This is a genomic window from Flavobacterium sp. MMLR14_040 (assembly GCF_033657265.1).
Classification (GTDB): Bacteria; Bacteroidota; Bacteroidia; order Flavobacteriales; family Flavobacteriaceae; genus Flavobacterium.
On record NZ_JAWVWO010000006.1, the window covers coordinates 67,746 to 84,490 of the forward strand.

Below are 16,745 nucleotides of genomic sequence, written 5' to 3' on the forward strand. Positions count from 1 at the left end.
CCTTATACAAAGATTTAAAATTTTAAGAAATTTAACTTTACAAAATAAATTTGAAAAATTATATAATTTTCATCGCTAAATTTACGCAAAAAATTCCTACATTAAATTAATGAAATTTATACAAGTTCTCAGCAAACACAACTGTTACCCTGATAATTATATAATTAGAAAATTAAATTCTATAAAGAAAAAGCAAGCCTGCATGCTTAAATTTGAAAATACTAGAAATTTTAAATCGAAACGTCATGGTCGAAAAGAATTACGATCCGGATAATGACAATTGTCCTGAAAAAGATACAGTCGAGAATCTGTTAAAATCAAAAATAGATTCTGATAAAAACAGCCAAACGGCAAAAGAATTTAGACATGATACTGCAAATCGAACCTTAAAAGAAAAGAACGATTTGAAACACATAAAAAATTCAGACGATACTAAAAGATAGTAAAGATTTAGAAAATAAAATCTGATGGAATAAAATCAGACCTTTACAAATGTTAAATTAAAAAACAAAAAATCATGGAAAATTTAAATTTCATTAATCCATTACTACACGGAATTATTCCTGAAGAATTAGAAAACAAAGCGCTAAGTTTTTCTACTAAACAATTGGTATGTGCAGGAGTAGGAACATTAATTGCCGGTGCTGTCTTAAAAAAAGCAGGTCACCAAAAAACCGGAGCAATGATCGCCGGTCTTGCTTTACCTATTCTGGCAACTGCGATTTATAAAAAAATAAAAAAATCGTCTGACGAAAAAGCTGTTTCAGGATATTCTGATACTGATATTGTAAATGAACATGCATAATATAAATTTTGTACTTCCGGGTTTCACTTTTGTTTTTAGTTTTTAAAATTAAATAGCAGAATGACAACTGGGAAGTACATTTTTTTTTTAAAACAGCTTATAAAAAAAACAGACTATGAACCCATAAATACTTTATTATGTCACTTTCCAAATACAACCAAAAACGTAATTTCAAGCAAACCGAAGAGCCTGAAGGCAAAATTGGCAAATCTGAAAAAAACCTCATTTTTGTGGTTCAAAAACATGCGGCTTCGCATTTGCATTATGATTTTAGGCTGGAACTGGATGGTGTTCTTAAAAGTTGGGCCGTTCCCAAAGGTCCGTCGATGAATCCTGAAGATAAACGACTTGCCATGATGGTCGAGGATCATCCATATGATTATAAGGATTTTGAAGGCTCTATTCCAGAAGGAAATTATGGCGCCGGAAATGTTATAGTTTGGGATAACGGAACTTATACTACGGCCGATGAAGAAGCTGTTTCGGCCAGAAAAGCATTAAAAGCCGCATTGCACAAAGGACATTTGAGTTTTGTTTTGAAAGGAAAAAAACTCAAAGGAGAATTTTCTTTGGTAAAACTTCATGGCAAACAGGAAAATGCCTGGCTCCTGATTAAAAAAAAGGACAAATATGCCACGGATGAAGATATTTTGAAGAAAAATAAATCTGTTCTATCGAATCAAACTTTAGAATCATTGGAGAAAAAAACGGAAAGTGCTTCAGATAAAAATGAAACTGAAGATGAAGATATATCCGAAGAAGCTGCTCCCAGGAAAAGCAAAACAGCAAAAACCAAAACAGACAAAAAAGAAACTATAGGCTTTGTTTCGCCAATGCTGGCAAACATTGTCGACAAACCTTTTGATGATCCTGACTGGGTTTTTGAAAATAAATACGACGGTTACAGAACTCTCGCCACTATTACACCGGATGAAGTGCATTTGTTTAGCCGAAACGAACTTTCGTTTGATAAAAACTTCAAACCTGTTTTAAAAGAATTGGAAAAAATAAAACATGAAGTTATTCTGGATGGCGAAGTTGTGGTTGAAAATGATGCAGGAAAAGCCAGTTTTCAGCACCTTCAAAATTATCTTAAAAATGGCGAAGGAAATTTAAAATATTATGTCTTTGATATTTTAAATCTCGATGGTTTTCCTACTGTCGATTTAACTTTACTTGAGCGAAAAGAACTTCTAAAAATGCTATTGGAAAAGTATTCTTTTTCGAATGTTTTTTATTCTGAACATACTGTCGAAAACGGACTTAAAAGCTTAGAAATTGCTACAAAAAACAATAGCGAAGGTATAATGGCAAAAAAAGCTAATAGTACTTATTTGGTTGGAAAAAGAAGCAATAACTGGCTTAAAATAAAAATTGCACAGCAGGAAGAAGCTGTAATAATCGGAATTACTGAACCTAAAAATTCCCGCAGTTACTTTGGTGCCTTGCTTTTGGGACAATATTACGGTAAAAGACTGGAATATATTGGCAAATGTGGAACCGGATTTACTGAGGAAGTCCTGAAAGATTTGTACACGAAATTTAAACCCCATTTTATTAAGGAATCTCCGGTTGTACAAAAAATAAAACTTCGGGATAAGATACAATGGTTAAAACCAAAATTTGTCTGCCAGGTTAAATTTACAGAATGGACGGATGATATGCGATTAAGACATCCCGTTTATCTGGGCTTGAGAGTGGATAAAAAAGCAAGTGAAGTTTTTTTGACTTCAAAAACCAAAACTTTAAATACAGAAGTTATGAAGACTAAAGAAAAACCAGAAACGACCAAAGAACAAGTGGAGACGAACAAAGAAAAAGATTATGATTTGAAAGTGGGCTCAAAAACGCTTCATCTTACCAATCAAGACAAAATATATTTTCCTGAAAGCGGAATTACAAAGGGCGAAATTGTGCAATATTATAATGAAGTTGCTGATTTCATTTTACCGTATTTAAAAGATCGTCCGCAATCTATGAATCGCTTTCCTAACGGAATTGATGCGCCAAGTTTTTATCAGAAAGATGTTGATGTGGATAAAATTCCATCGTGGTTAAAAACCAAAAAAGTATATTCAGAATCAAATGATGAACATCTGGATTATTTGATTTGCAATGACAAAGCGACTTTGCTTTATATGGCAAATTTAGGCTGTATCGATATAAATCCGTGGAATTCAACCATCAAACAAATTGAAAATCCGGATTGGCTCGTAATCGATATTGATCCTTCAAAAGACAAATTTGAAGAAGTTGTACAAACTGCCTTAACCGTAAAAGAGGTCATGGATGAATTTGAAACCGAATGCTATTGCAAAACTTCGGGAGCTTCGGGCTTACATGTATATATTCCGCTTGGAGCGAAATACGATTACGATTCGATTAAAATTTTCGCACAATTGGTGGCAACAGAAATTCAAAAACGAATTCCCGAAATTACTTCTCTGGAACGAAGCATCAAAAAAAGAAACAATAAAATTTATGTAGATTATCTTCAAAATCGCCGCGGACAAACTTTGGCTGCGCCCTACTCTGTTCGCCCTGTTCCCGGAGCGCAGGTTTCAACGCCTTTAGAATGGAGCGAAGTAACTCCAAAATTGCATCCGTCACAATTTACCATTAAAAATGTCTTGCCAAGATTTGAGAAAAAAGGCGATTTATGGGCACCTGTTTTAGGCAAGGGAGCTAATATCCAGAAAATCATTAAAAATTATGGATTGGGAGTTAAGGGTTAGTTATGAATTATGAGTTTTGAGTTTTGAGTTTTGAGTTTTGAGTTTTGAGTTTTGAGTTTTGAGTTTTGAGTTTTGAGTTTTGAGTTTTGAGTTAGAAATGTCATATATAAAAAAGAGACAAAAGTCTATATAGACTTTTGTCTCTTTTTTATTTTTAATCATTAACGATAAACGATAACTTATAACTCCTAACCCATAACTCAAAACTCATAATTCATAACTCAAAACTTTTTAAGACGATTTTTTCTTCTCTAAACTTGCTTTCAACATGTCTAATAAATCATCACTTTGTTTATGAACCACTTTGAGTTCTGGTGCTTTTACTTTTTTGCCTTTTGCTTTATTCTTAATTATTTTGAGGAGCTTATCTGTATATTCATCTTTAAAATTACTAATATCAAACTTCTCAGTAAGCTGATCGATTAGTTTTTCGGCCATATCCATTTCTTTTGTTTTCTTTTTAGAAAGTGCAGGAACTTTAAGTTCTTCTGTACTTCTAACTTCCTGTTCAAAACGAATTCGGTTTAAAAGAATCACATTTTTATAAGGCTTTAAAATAGCCAGGCTTTCTTTATTTCGCAAAACAAAACTCGTTACCCCAACTTTTCCGCTGGCTGCCAGCGCATCACGAAGTAAACCATATGCATTTGCCGCACCTTTATCAGGTTCCAGAAAATAAGGCTGTTCGTAATAAATACTTTCAATTTCTTTTTCGAAAGCAAAACTCTGAATATCTATTGTTTTGGTTTTAACGGCATCTGCAGCTTCAAAATCTTCATCTTCAAGAATCACATATTTATCATCAATTTTGTAGCCTTTTACAATGCTTGCAAACGTAACTTCCTTGCCGGTTTTTTCGTTTACACGCTTGAATTTTATATTAGAATGATCTTTTGCATCCAGCATATCCATATCAAGCGAGCTTTCCTGCACTGCAGAAAACATTTTTATGGGAATATTGATTAACCCAAAACTGATTGAACCTGTCCAAATTGACCTCATGATATGTTTTTTTAAAATTCAAATTTTTAAAATTCCAAATTCCAACTGCTTTGCTTAAAAATCTCAACTTCAATTTGGAATTTGGAATTTAATATTTTGGAATCTAAAATAATCTAGATATTTCCCTCAACCCAATTTAAAGCTTTATTGAATTCTAATTTTTTAAAGCCTTTAAACTCCCCCGGAACGATATAACTGAATCCGTTTGTGAAAGAAATAATCTCTTCAGAATCTGAAACAATAGCGGCCCTGTTCCATTTTCCCAAATGTTTGAGTCCGATCATGGCATCCTGAAGCCAGGCGCCTGCGGTAAAATTTTCCAGATCAGTATCTAAAACCAATAAAAAATTGATTTCGTTTAATTGCTTTACCAGTTTCTCTACAGCCGGAACTACTACTCTTTGAAAATCTTCTTTAGTTACTTCTGCCAATGCTCTAAAAGCAGCAACATTATCTGTTGTATCAATTTGATGTATCATTTTTTCTTTAATTAAATTATGGTAATTTTTAATTCAGTCAATTTTATAAATGCTGATTTTTTAAAGTTGATCAGGCATTTTTTACGTTGACTCAAATGTAAATCAGACGTCTGTTTTCTTTCTTATATTTTATCAGTTAAATTTTACAGAATATCAATTTATGAATCTGATTCAGTGATCTTTTGCGCTAACTTTTGATTTTTTCCGGTTACTCTATTTTTGAAAATGAGAGTACTTTAGGAAGTTGATAATGACCCAAAAAAACAATTAATCATGGAAAAAGAAAAACCAAAAAAATTTCCCGAACAAAAACAGAATTTGCCGGGAGATGAACATAAAATGACCCCACAACCTGAAATTATCAGAGAAAATTATAAAGGAAGCGGAAAATTATCCGGTAAGGTTGCTTTTATAACCGGCGGTGACAGCGGCATTGGCCGAAGCGTTGCCGTACATTTTGCCAGAGAAGGTGCTGATATAGCCATTGTTTATTTAAACGAAGACAAAGACGCGCTTGAAACAAAGGATTTAATCGAAAAAGAAGGTGGTGAATGTCTGATTATTAGCGGCGATTTAAAAGATGAGAAATTTTGCAAAGCTGCGGTAAAAAAATGCCAGACTCACTTTAAGAAAATTAATATTCTGGTAAACAACGCGGCTGTACAATTCCCTCAGGGCGAATTAGAAAAAATAACTTCAAAACAGCTTCACGAAACATTTGAAACTAATATTTACCCATATTTCTACATTACAAACGCTGTATTACCCCTTTTGCAGGAAGGCGATACGATTATCAACACGAGTTCGGTTACTGCATATCGTGGCAGCGAACATTTGGTAGATTATGCGAGTACAAAAGGCGCAATTGTTAGTTTTACAAGATCACTCTCTGCAATGCTGGCCAAGAAAAAAATACGCGTTAATGGCGTTGCACCAGGCCCAATCTGGACGCCATTAATTGTTGCCAGTTTCGATAAAGTAGCAGATTTCGGAAAAGATAATCCAATGGAACGAGCCGGTCAGCCCTCAGAAGTTGCGCCTGCGTATGTTTTTCTGGCTTGTGAAGACAGCAGTTATATTACAGGGCAATTTATACATATTAATGGTGGGGAAATTGTGGGCTAGTTTTTTGTCGCGAATTTGTTTGCAATGTTTTTTGCCACGAATTTCTTTGTAACTTTTTGTTTGTCGCGAATTTCGTTTTAAACGTTTGTTTGCCACGAATTTCACTAATTTTCTCGAATTTTTATTTAAAATATGAAAGCGGATATACTTAATTGGGTATATCCGCTTTTTTATGTTTGCGTTAAACCGGACAGGTTTTTTAAACCTGTCCGGTTTAAAGGCGTGACGTTATTTTGTTGGGCAATCGCCTTTATATTTTCCTTTGATGTATTCTGTAATTGGTCTTAATGATTTTTTTGTTTCTGGATGTCTTCCATTTCCATTTGAATTAAAAAAATCTGCTTTGTCTCCTATTTTTGCATACCATACAATTGCTTCTCCATCTGGTTTAAAACAAGTGGAAGTGTCACAAACAGATACCTTTTTAAAATCTAAAAGATGTTCATCATAATCAATTATTTCATTTGGATTTCCTTCAATTCCTTCTTTATATACAACTTCATAATGATCTTTTGACCACTGCATATTGTCCTTCTCAAAGAATGCTAAATAAATTGCTGTACCTGTACCTGTTAAACCAAAAGTAAATAGAATAGCAAATACGGTTCGTTTTGATTTTTTTAATAGCCTTAAAAGTCTTTCAATAAAACTTATTTTTCGAGGTGGCTCTTCTTTTATTCCAAATCCTCCTTGTGGCGTTTGAAATATAAATTCTCCATCATCATCTTCTACTTCTGGTTCTGGATTATCTATAGAGTCATTTTTTTTATAATCTAAAGATAAATCACTTGTTCTAAATCTACTAAAAGGTCGTGGTTGATAATCTACTAAAACAGCAGCAAGATCTACTTTATCCATTTCTAATGGATTTGTCTCTCCCTTATAGAAAGTCTCAATTGGTCTAAATTTATTTTTCTGCGCCTTAAATCCATTTTTATTATTAATATCAAAAGGCAAACCTAATAAAGCATTAAAAATGTTTAGATCAGTTTGATTCATCTTTTTCCCTTCGTATATCTCCCAACATAATTTACTGAGTTTAGATCGTGTTGGAGCACTCAAATAACTAGAATATTGGCCGTTTTTCACTCTTTCATATTCATTTTTAACAGCTTCTTTGTATTCATCTTCTGTATTGTTGTACATACGCTATAATATTTTTTAAAGGAATTTCAAGGAATTATAAGGAATAGTAAGGGGCAGAAAAACTATTTTGGAATTCCATGGAATTCCTTATAAACACTGGCTTGTAAGCGTCGCATCTTTGCGATATCAAATTAGTTAAACGTTTTAATCTGCAGGTTAAAAACAAATGTACAAAACTAGTTTTATTAACAAGTGAGGAAAACCGTAAAGCGGAGTTTATCCCGGGAAGTATAAATAAAATTTTATAGTTCTACTCACTTCACTTCCCACCAAAAACACGCATAGGTATTGTGCCTAAACAAAGATTCGGAACGATTCCGGACAGCCATACCTATGCTTAATTCTTAAAAATTTAATATCATGAAAAAATCAATTATATTAAGCGTATTCGCTCTTTTGAGCACAACTTTATTTTCTTGTACAGCAGACGAATTTGAAACTGCTGAGACAAAAACTGAAATAAAAAAGGATTCTATTCCAAATAATATACAAGCTGATTATCCGCCTGATGGACCTGGAGATGACCCGGTTAATATTACACCGCCAAAAAAATAATAGATAAAATCCTATAATCAACAATTAATTATTAAATTCGGGGAAAGTAACTGTCATGCTACGATCCCCGTTTTTTTGTTTTCTTCTTTTTATTTTTTTTATTTCCTGTAAGGAAAAAACAACCTTGGAAGTTCAGCCAAATCCACCTAAAAAAGAAGCTAAATTTCTGCAAGAGAAAGCAATGGAAAATTTTCAGAAAAGCAATTTTAATAGTTCTTTTTATTACTTCAACAAATCAAAAATAGCATTTGAACTTTCAAAAGATAGTGCTAATATAGTTTTCAATTTGCTTCAAATGGCCAATATTCAGCAAATAAATGGTGATTATTATGGCAGTAAAGAAACTTTGACTGAAGCATTGCCTTACGTTAAAAATGATAATAATTATATTGTTGCGATTAATAATTTTTTCGGAATTGCCGACAAAGAACTTTCTATCTATGATGATGCTGTTTTCTTTTACAATCAGGCTATAAAAGATTCTAAAGATGACGTTTCAAAGCAATCTCCCTTAAATAATATTGCCGTTGTTTACACTAAACAAAAAAAATACGAAAAGGCAATCGAAATATTAGAGTCAATCTTAAAATCAGGAAACTTAAACGACTCAAAATTCGTAAAAAGTAAAGCGCGAGTTATTGATAATCTTGGTTTTGCCTATTTTAAAAATAGAAATCCGGATAAAGGACTTCAACTCATGAACGAAAGTCTTCGATTACGAGGCAACGCCGAAGATTTTTACGGCAGTATAGAAAGTTATCTTCATTTAGCTGAATTCTATGCCAAAACCGATGCTAAAAAATCAAATGAATATGCTCAGAATGCGTATCAAATCGCCACAAAATTTCATAGTATCGATGAACGCCTGAAAGCGTTGTCGCTTTTAATTTCAAATGGTTCTGGCACTCAATATGCTCAAAAATACATTTCCTTAAATGATAGTATTACCAAAATTCGGAACAATTTTAAAAACAAATTTGCCAAGATTAAATACGATTCTAAAAAAGAGAAAGACGAAAACCAGAAACTGAAATTAGAAAAGGCAGAGAATTTACTGGCGCTTCAGGAAGCAAAATACCAAAAAATAGTCGGTTTTATTGGCTTTGTTTTTCTGGGAATCGTAATTGTGGTTCTAGTACGTTATTACAAAAATAAAAACCGAATTATAAGAATAAAAACCGCCTATGATACCGAAACCAGAATTGCAAAAGATATTCATGATGAATTGGCAAATGATGTTTTTAACGCAATCACTTTTACACAAACTCAACCCTTATCTGTAGAAAACACCAAAGAAACTCTAATTCAAAAACTGGATCATATTTATACGCGCGTTCGCGGAATTTCAAGAGAAAACAATGATATTGAAACCGGTGCAAATTATTCTGATAATTTAAAAGAAATGCTTTCGACCTATAACAGCAAATCTACAAACGTAATTATTAACAGCATCGAAAAAGTAAATTGGGATGCAATTGATGAAATAAAAAAGGTAACTATTTACCGGGTTTTGCAGGAATTAATGGTGAATATGAAAAAACATAGCCACGCACCGTTGGTTGCTTTGACGTTTGACAGCGATCAAAAATTTGTATTTATAAATTATGTCGATCGCGGAAAAGGTGCCGAAAAAAATAAAATTGTAAAAAATGGTCTACAAAATATGGAAAACCGTATTCTGGCCATAAAAGGAACTATTACTTTTGACACTGAACCTGATAAAGGTTTTAGCGTAAATATAAAACTGCCTAAATAAAGCCTATGTTTAAAAAAGTTATAATAGCCGAAGATCTTGATGCCATGAATTTAGGAATTCAGCAAGTCTTAAAAGATTTAAATATTGAAAATTTTCAACATTCAAAATATTGTGATGAAGCCTTACTAAAGGTGCGAAAAGCCATTCAGGATAATGAACCTTATGATTTATTAATTAGTGATCTTTCATTTAAAACAGATCATCGTGAAGTAAAAATTGCCAATGGCGATGAACTGGTACAAAAGGTTCGCGAATTACAGCCGAATATTAAAATTATAGCCTATTCTGTAGAAGATAAAAGTTATCGTATCAAATCACTTTTTGATAATGCGGGAGTTGATGCTTTTGTTCTAAAAGGCCTAAACAGCATTGAAGATCTAAAAAAGGCGATTAACTTACTATGTACTTCAAATGAAACCTTTATTTCTCAGGAAGTTGCTTTTGCTTTGCAGGAAAAAAACAATTTTGAAATCGATGATTTGGACATTAATATTCTGAAACATTTATCTCTGGGAATTATGCAGGATGATATTACCAATACTTTTCAGGAATTAGGCATAAAACCAAACAGCAAAAGCACCATCGAAAAAAGAATCTCAAAACTAAAAGATTTTTTTAAAGCTGCAAATACAGTTCATTTGGTTTCGATTACAAAAGATATGGGGATTATTTAAAATCCTATAATTCTCATTGTTAACTTTTAAGCTCCTTCGGGAGCTTTTTTTATTCCTTATATGCAAAAATTTTACGCGTTATGGTTTTCCGTAAAATACTGGTTTTTAATGGCTATACATTTGGATAATTAATTTAAACTAAAAACCGATGAAAATTAATATTCTCACGCAAGCACAATCGCCCTGTTCGTGCCTATTCAAAAAAAGAAATTACTTCTCGCTACGTTCACGAGCGGGACGCTCGCGCGACCAGATGATATATCAATTTGAGAAAGAATTATTAGAAACTGTTACACTTTATGAAACTGAATAAATCAAATATTATGAAAACAAAACATTACGCTATTTTAGGAATTGCTTTGTTCCTGACAATTTTAGCATTGACAAATCCCAACCAAGAAATACATAAAGAAAAAGTCAAAGTAAAACTGAATGAATTTTATGAAAAAGAAATGGCAAAAAATGATAATACATCTCCTAATCAGTTTTCGCAAGCCGGAAAATCAATGGGTATGATATTGGCAAAATCAATGATTAACATGGTTATTGATAATTCTATTAGCTCATCCAATTATATTCTTTTTTCGACAACAGATGTTACTTGGGAGGGGAAAACAAAAACTGTAGGCATAGGGGTTTTAGGAAATGTTTTTCTAACCTCAAATATAGATGATGCTATTAAAAAATAACTAAATAAAAACCAAATACTATGATAAACGATTTAAAAAAATTCTTAAATGAAGAACAAGATCCAAAAGCTGTTGAAAAGCTATTGGTAAAAGTTAATGGATTATTAACTTCGGGAGAACAAGTAGAATATATTGCTGTACAAAAAAAGCCGGCGATAAACTTATCTCCCGATTGTATCGCTTTAACCAACAAAAGAATCATCTTCTGCAGACCTAAAAATTTAGGATTATCAATGGATTTTCAGGATTACTCTTGGAAGGACATATTAGATTGTCATATGAAAGAAGGTATAATTGGTGCTACTTTTTCTATGAAAACAATCAAAGGAAATATGAATATGCTCGATTATTTACCTAAAGCACAGGCCAGAAAACTGTATCAATTTGCTCAGCAAAAAGAAGAAGAAATGATTGTTTACAGACGTGAACACGATCTTGAAAATAAGAGAGCAATTGCCGGGGGAGGAATTATTGTTAACGCTGGTGCTCCAATACCTCAAAACGTTGAACAAAAAGAAGATCCCTTGGAAACTTTGCAAAAATTGAAAAAGTTACTGGATAGTGAAATTATTTCACAAACAGAATTTGACACAAAAAAAACAGAAATATTATCTAAAATGTAAATTATGAAAAGTAAAACAACAGCAGCTATTTTAGCATTTTTTTTAGGAGGAATTGGAATTCATAAATTCTATTTAGGGCAATCAATTCAAGGTATATTTTATATCTTATTTTGTTGGACATTCATTCCAGCCATACTTGCATTTTTCCAGTTTTTTGGATTAATATTTATGTCAGATCATTCATTTAATGTGAAATATAATAATGGGTTTTAATTCTAAAATCCCGTATAACTACGCTATCTCAAAACATTCCTTCTAATTACATTTATCAAAAAATGCCTGTGAAATTTAAAATTACATTATTTGCTTTTGTTCTCTCCTTTTTGAGTTGCAAAAGAGAAATTCCGCCTACTCCACAAAAAATAAAATCATTCTACAAGGAGGTAATTACGCCTGATGACAGAAAAGTGATTACACCCGCAGAAGCAAAAACCTATCATGTAGACACAGAATATCAATACGAATACAGAACCGGAAACTCTGGTCATTATGAGTATAATTATGATGTAAAAGGCGTGAGTACCAAAGGTGATTCTGTTTACGGAAACATTAATGTTGAAGGTAAATACGGTGCGGGAATCTTAATGTTTGATACCATAAACGATATCGAAATTAACACGGAATGGATTGATTACGGAAAACTTAAAGCTACTGACAAAAATGGAAATGAATATTACTTAAAAGTTCAATAATTGCCAACTCCCAAACCTGCCAAAATGAAATATACTACAATCCTGCTTTTTATAGTTCTGAGTTCTTTTCGTCCTGTTGAAACCAAGGTATATATCTGCGGGCCAACGGGTGCAAAAAAATACCACTATAAGGAAACTTGTCGCGGCTTAACGGCCTGCCGACATGAATTAACTAAGGTATCTGAATCTCAGGCGCAAGGTTATGGTTTAACACTTTGCGGATGGGAAGACTGATTTGACTGTAGCTTTTTTTAAACTGTTATTGAGGACAAAAGGAAAATTTTTCTTTTGTCCTTTTTATTTGTAAATATTACATATCATTCTATTATTTAACACTTTAACAAAACATTAAAATTTATTTTATTAGAAAAATATTACAATTTAAAAGAAAATTTATTTAACTTTAACAATAATTAACATATGATTTCGGCTACAAAATCATAAACATTCTAATCTAAACCCAATTATTCATTTGAAATAAACTAGTTTTTCGAGATTGCATTAGCGCCTATTTATTTTATAGTTCTATTAATTAACGTTATAACACTAAATCAATGAAATACAATAAACTAATATTCGCCTCTTTATTATTTTGTAGTATCCAGATTTTCGGTCAGGTTTACACCGAAAAAATAGTTGGACAAAAAAATCAACAACTTAAAGACAGTCTTAAAGTAGAAGAATACCCTTATGCCTTACCTATCTGGGGTGAAAAAGTAGCTCAAAAAGGTTACAAACTGCCCTATTCTGCCGGACTTTCGGTTAATTATTTCTGGCAGGATTCTGAGATTGAAATCGATGGTCTGGAAGTTGGTTTTAATAATGGACCTCAATATAATTTAGATGAAATTGTACGATTTGATAAATCTAGTGTAGAAGCCGGAGCTCTTACCATTAGGCCTGATATCTGGCTGCTTCCTTTTTTAAATATTTATGGAATTTTCGGTAAAGGCAAATCAACAACAAAAATAAATGCGGGAATATGGATTCCTGACGCTGATAATAACTGGTCGCAAATAGCCAGTTTTAATACAAAAGCAAATTTTGACATCACTACTTTCGGATTTGGTATGACGCCTACTATTGGTATTGGCGGCGGATGGCTGGCTCTTGATATGAATATGTCCTGGAGCGACGTAAGCGCGCTGGATAAACCGGCTTTTTCGTATGTTTTCGGGCCACGATTGGGTAAAACTTTCCAATTTAATAAACACGACCAAAATATTGCCATTTGGGTTGGTGGTTTTAGGGTTCATATTTCCGGTGACACACAGGGAAATATTCCTTTCTCGGATATTTTTGAAGTAGAGGGTCTTCAGGAAAAAGTAAATAACGGGTTTGCAAAAGTGGATGAAAACCAAACTAAAGTCGATAATTGGTGGGATACTTTAACACCTGCACAGCAAAAAAATCCGGCCAATATTGCCAAACATAATACTGCAAACCGCGCACTTGAATCTGCAGGAAACATTTTAACTTCATTGGATGGCGCTATTAGTACAATAGATAATTCATCTGTTCAATATTCGCTTCAAAAAAGACCAAAAGATATGTGGAATTTTATTGTAGGATCTCAATTTCAATACAATAAACACATTATGTTAAGAGTAGAATGTGGTTTTTTAGGAAGCCGTACTCAGGTTTTAGGTGGTCTTCAATATCGTTTTGGACTTTAATCCATTCTTCTATGAAAAAAGGTTTGTTATTACTTATCGCTTTCTTTTGTATGACTTCGGCGCGATCGCAGGTATTAATTTCCCTGATTTTTGGGGATAAACTTAACTCGCCTTTTTTAGAATTTGGTTTGGATGGAGGTCTTAATTTTTCGACGATTTCTAATATGGAAACCTCAGGAACGGAACTGGGTTTTAATCTTGGTTTTTATTTTGATATTCGGTCAAAAAAAAATCCGGCATGGATGATTAATACCGGAGTTATTGTAAAATCGCCAATGGGTGCCCACGGATTGCCTGTTTATTCTTTAGATGATGCTAATCTCGATAATACGTTTGCAGGAGGAAAAGTCGATAGGGAAATTCGGTATTTTAATGTTCCTATTTTGATCAAATATCAATTCAAAAATAATATTTACCTGAAAACGGGTCCACAATTAGGGCTTTTGGCGAAAGCCTTTGATAAATTTCATCAGGAATATAATAAGGAAGATGTTGTTTATAAAAACAATATCAGAGACAAAATACATGTTATTGATGCCGGAATTGCTCTCGGCGCAGGTTATCATATGAATGTTGGAAATGGCTTAAACATTACGGTTCAATATTATTACGGATTAGTTCCTGTAATGAAAGGCGACGGACCAAACCAATACAATCGATCGCTGTATGTAACCGCCGGAATACCAATTGGAAAAGGAAAAGCTGCTCAAAAAAGAGCTGAAAAAGAAGCTGAAATGTATAAGGTTATTTTGCCTGAGGAGAAGAAAAAATAGAATATTTACTTTTTTATCATCCCGACAGAGGAAGGATCGCACTAGAAATTCCGTACGCATGATCAATAATCTTTGTCGAGTTTCGAGTGCGATCCTTCCTCCATCAGGATGACAAGATTGTGGTTACTTTACGTAAAAAAGCTTTGTCAAACTTTGAAAGTTTGACAAAGCTGAAAAAGAAAAAACCTGCTCAAATTAATGAGCAGGCTTTTTACTAAAAAAATAAACTAACACAAAAACTTAATTATAACCTTGATTTTGTTTAAACACTTTCTGGTCTATAACGGTTTGCGGAATTGGAAATACTCTTCTAAAAGGTTGAGAAGCAGCTTTTGCTGTTCCGGCCAAATCAAATTTGCCAAAACGGATGCTTTCCGGTCTTCTTTGTAATTCCCAATACAATTCGAAACCTAATTCTTTATACAATTGCTCTGAATCTAATGCTGTAAGTGCTTTTCCGGGAGCATTTCCGTATAGAGATTCTCTTTTTCTGCTGGTGCGTAATTTGTTCAAATCGTCCATTGCTGCAACTACACTTCCTTTTCTAAAATAAGCTTCAGCTCTCATTGCATAAACTCCGCCTAAACGAAACAACGGAATATCAACATTACTGTTACCGTTTCCTCCTTCGGGATCAAATTCGTATTTAAAAACACGAGCTCCCTGATTGATTTCGTTTTGAGCAAAAACAGATTTAGTAGGATCTGAAAAAGTCAATGATGGTGTAAAGTTCATTCTTGTAGTTGTACTTTTTTCCATAACCAAAGGAGAAACTTTAATACGATTACCAACCATTTCCAAAGATCCTGAAGCTAACAATACAGGTCCATATTGAAGTCCGGCCTGAATTCCTCTGTTAAAATGGAACCAAGGCAAAGCCGGGCTGCTTTTAGGTACAATGTCTGTTGCAGGAACACTCACATCTGTACCATCATTCATAAACCACGTTCCATCAGCATATTGATAATGTTGTTCAAATCTTGGATCATCATGATTTCCATCCCAGGATGCATAAAATTCAGGAGTTGTACAAGCTGCATTTGTTCCTCTGTTTGCAGCAGATGTTCTCTGGTTACGCTCCATACATACATAAGCAAAACTGTTTGAACCATTACGGATGTAATCTATTTTTTGAGAAATCGCAAAAATAAGTTCTTTACCATTCTCGTTATCTCTTGCAAAGTTTTTGAAGAAATCACTTTCTAAACTAAATTTCCCTGAATCGATTAATAAGGAAGTGTAATAAATAACACGGTCCATATCGGTTCCTGTGCTGCCTGTTACCGCTGCTTCATTAAAATTAAAAGTTGATCCTGCATTGTAACGATCTTTAAATACCGCACGATTCAAGTACATATTTGCTAAAAAAGCATAAGCAGCTTGTTTGGTAAAACGTCCGTGATGTGTTCTTTGTGTGCCAATGTCTGCCAAATCAGGAATTAAAGCTTCAACATCTGTAATTAATTTATCTATCTGAGTATCTGCTTTTAAAATTTGCAAAGGTGCATCTACGTTTATTGGATCTCTAAAAGGTGCTTGTCCGTAAAGATCTAAAGTCGTGTAAGTGTAATACGCTAAAAGTGCTTTTGCTTCGGCTAAAAACAATGCTTTTTCCGGAAAAGTATTTTCTTCTGCCGACTTAATTGCAGTCAAAGAACGTGTAATTCCGTTTGTCAATAAATCCCAGTTACTTACAATAATTGCATTACTGGAACTCCATGTAAATTCGTGCATGTCTCTCCATTTTCCACCATCTCCCCAGTCACTTCCGCGGGTTGGTAAAATAGCTTCATCCGTCGTGTATTCCTGCATGGCAAAAACGGCTCCGTGATCTGTAAAAGTTCCGTCACCCAATCTGTCGTAAGCTGCGGCAAGAGAACCTGCAGGATCTGTAGCGTCTGTTCCCAATTTTTCATCCAATACAGCTTCATCAAGATCTGTGCAGCTATTTAAGAGAAAAATAAAAGAGAATATTGTTAAAATTTTTATGCTAAAAAATGTCTTTGTCTTCATGA

At 33.4% G+C, this 16,745-nt stretch carries 18 protein-coding genes; 14 read left to right on the forward strand and 4 right to left on the reverse strand.

All coding sequences use genetic code 11. From position 1 onward, the window contains the following. The first annotated feature begins 245 nt into the window (after nt 1-245). The 3 genes from SD960_RS10220 (at nt 246) to ligD (ending at nt 3,540) form a co-directional block, all read left to right on the forward strand. A complete protein-coding gene (locus tag SD960_RS10220) occupies nt 246-443 on the forward strand; it encodes a hypothetical protein (protein WP_318802689.1) in 198 nt (65 codons plus the stop codon). Between the two features lie 74 nt (nt 444-517). Then, nucleotides 518-805 carry a PrgI family protein gene (locus SD960_RS10225; RefSeq protein ID WP_318802690.1) on the forward strand — a complete coding sequence of 96 codons (288 nt, stop codon included), beginning with the start codon at nt 518-520 and terminating at the stop codon, nt 803-805. A 137-nt stretch (nt 806-942) separates the two neighbouring features. Then, nucleotides 943-3,540 carry a DNA ligase D gene (ligD, locus tag SD960_RS10230; protein WP_318802691.1) on the forward strand — a complete coding sequence of 866 codons (2,598 nt, stop codon included), beginning with the start codon at nt 943-945 and terminating at the stop codon, nt 3,538-3,540. Nucleotides 3,541-3,771: 231 nt separating this feature from the next. On the opposite strand, the gene SD960_RS10235 is transcribed toward ligD, so the two are convergent. Continuing rightward, the gene (locus SD960_RS10235; RefSeq protein ID WP_318802692.1) at nt 3,772-4,542 is read right to left on the reverse strand and encodes a Ku protein; all 771 of its coding nucleotides are present in this window, start codon (nt 4,540-4,542) and stop codon (nt 3,772-3,774) included. 113 nt (nt 4,543-4,655) lie between these two features. Further along, nucleotides 4,656-5,021 (reverse strand): STAS/SEC14 domain-containing protein, encoded by a 366-nt coding sequence (locus SD960_RS10240; protein WP_318802694.1) that lies wholly within the window; start codon nt 5,019-5,021, stop codon nt 4,656-4,658. 273 nt (nt 5,022-5,294) lie between these two features. Between SD960_RS10240 and SD960_RS10245 the strand changes: the two genes are divergently transcribed. Next, nucleotides 5,295-6,146 carry an SDR family oxidoreductase gene (locus SD960_RS10245; RefSeq protein WP_318802696.1) on the forward strand — a complete coding sequence of 284 codons (852 nt, stop codon included), beginning with the start codon at nt 5,295-5,297 and terminating at the stop codon, nt 6,144-6,146. 228 nt (nt 6,147-6,374) lie between these two features. Here the strand turns inward: SD960_RS10245 and SD960_RS10250 are convergent, their stop codons facing one another. Further along, nucleotides 6,375-7,292, reverse strand: a complete 918-nt coding sequence (locus tag SD960_RS10250) for a hypothetical protein (RefSeq protein WP_318802699.1) — start codon at nt 7,290-7,292, stop codon at nt 6,375-6,377. A gap of 360 nt (nt 7,293-7,652) precedes the next feature. On the opposite strand from SD960_RS10250, the gene SD960_RS10255 reads away from it, so the two are divergent. The 10 genes from SD960_RS10255 (at nt 7,653) to SD960_RS10300 (ending at nt 14,730) form a co-directional block, all read left to right on the forward strand. Continuing rightward, nucleotides 7,653-7,847 (forward strand): hypothetical protein, encoded by a 195-nt coding sequence (locus SD960_RS10255; protein WP_318802702.1) that lies wholly within the window; start codon nt 7,653-7,655, stop codon nt 7,845-7,847. A gap of 124 nt (nt 7,848-7,971) precedes the next feature. Further along, nucleotides 7,972-9,603 carry an ATP-binding protein gene (locus tag SD960_RS10260; RefSeq protein WP_413230379.1) on the forward strand — a complete coding sequence of 544 codons (1,632 nt, stop codon included), beginning with the start codon at nt 7,972-7,974 and terminating at the stop codon, nt 9,601-9,603. Nucleotides 9,604-9,608: 5 nt separating this feature from the next. Further along, nucleotides 9,609-10,277, forward strand: coding sequence for a response regulator transcription factor (locus SD960_RS10265; RefSeq protein ID WP_318802708.1), 669 nt, complete (start codon nt 9,609-9,611; stop codon nt 10,275-10,277). A 323-nt stretch (nt 10,278-10,600) separates the two neighbouring features. Further along, nucleotides 10,601-10,966 carry a DUF4359 domain-containing protein gene (locus SD960_RS10270; protein WP_318802710.1) on the forward strand — a complete coding sequence of 122 codons (366 nt, stop codon included), beginning with the start codon at nt 10,601-10,603 and terminating at the stop codon, nt 10,964-10,966. A gap of 20 nt (nt 10,967-10,986) precedes the next feature. After that, a complete protein-coding gene (locus SD960_RS10275; RefSeq protein ID WP_318802711.1) occupies nt 10,987-11,589 on the forward strand; it encodes a PH domain-containing protein in 603 nt (200 codons plus the stop codon). Nucleotides 11,590-11,592: 3 nt separating this feature from the next. Then, on the forward strand, nt 11,593-11,802 hold the full coding sequence (locus SD960_RS10280; protein ID WP_318802713.1) for a TM2 domain-containing protein: 210 nt from the start codon (nt 11,593-11,595) through the stop codon (nt 11,800-11,802). 62 nt (nt 11,803-11,864) lie between these two features. After that, nucleotides 11,865-12,281, forward strand: a complete 417-nt coding sequence (locus SD960_RS10285) for a hypothetical protein (protein ID WP_318802715.1) — start codon at nt 11,865-11,867, stop codon at nt 12,279-12,281. 24 nt (nt 12,282-12,305) lie between these two features. Continuing rightward, nucleotides 12,306-12,515 (forward strand): hypothetical protein, encoded by a 210-nt coding sequence (locus SD960_RS10290; RefSeq protein WP_318802716.1) that lies wholly within the window; start codon nt 12,306-12,308, stop codon nt 12,513-12,515. A 320-nt stretch (nt 12,516-12,835) separates the two neighbouring features. After that, complete coding sequence (locus tag SD960_RS10295) at nt 12,836-13,957, forward strand: hypothetical protein (RefSeq protein WP_318802717.1); 1,122 nt, start codon at nt 12,836-12,838, stop codon at nt 13,955-13,957. A gap of 11 nt (nt 13,958-13,968) precedes the next feature. Then, nucleotides 13,969-14,730, forward strand: coding sequence for a porin family protein (locus tag SD960_RS10300; protein ID WP_318802720.1), 762 nt, complete (start codon nt 13,969-13,971; stop codon nt 14,728-14,730). A gap of 240 nt (nt 14,731-14,970) precedes the next feature. Here SD960_RS10300 and SD960_RS10305 read toward each other — a convergent pair whose 3' ends face one another. Further along, nucleotides 14,971-16,743 carry a RagB/SusD family nutrient uptake outer membrane protein gene (locus tag SD960_RS10305; protein WP_318802722.1) on the reverse strand — a complete coding sequence of 591 codons (1,773 nt, stop codon included), beginning with the start codon at nt 16,741-16,743 and terminating at the stop codon, nt 14,971-14,973. Nucleotides 16,744-16,745: the final 2 nt, after the last annotated feature.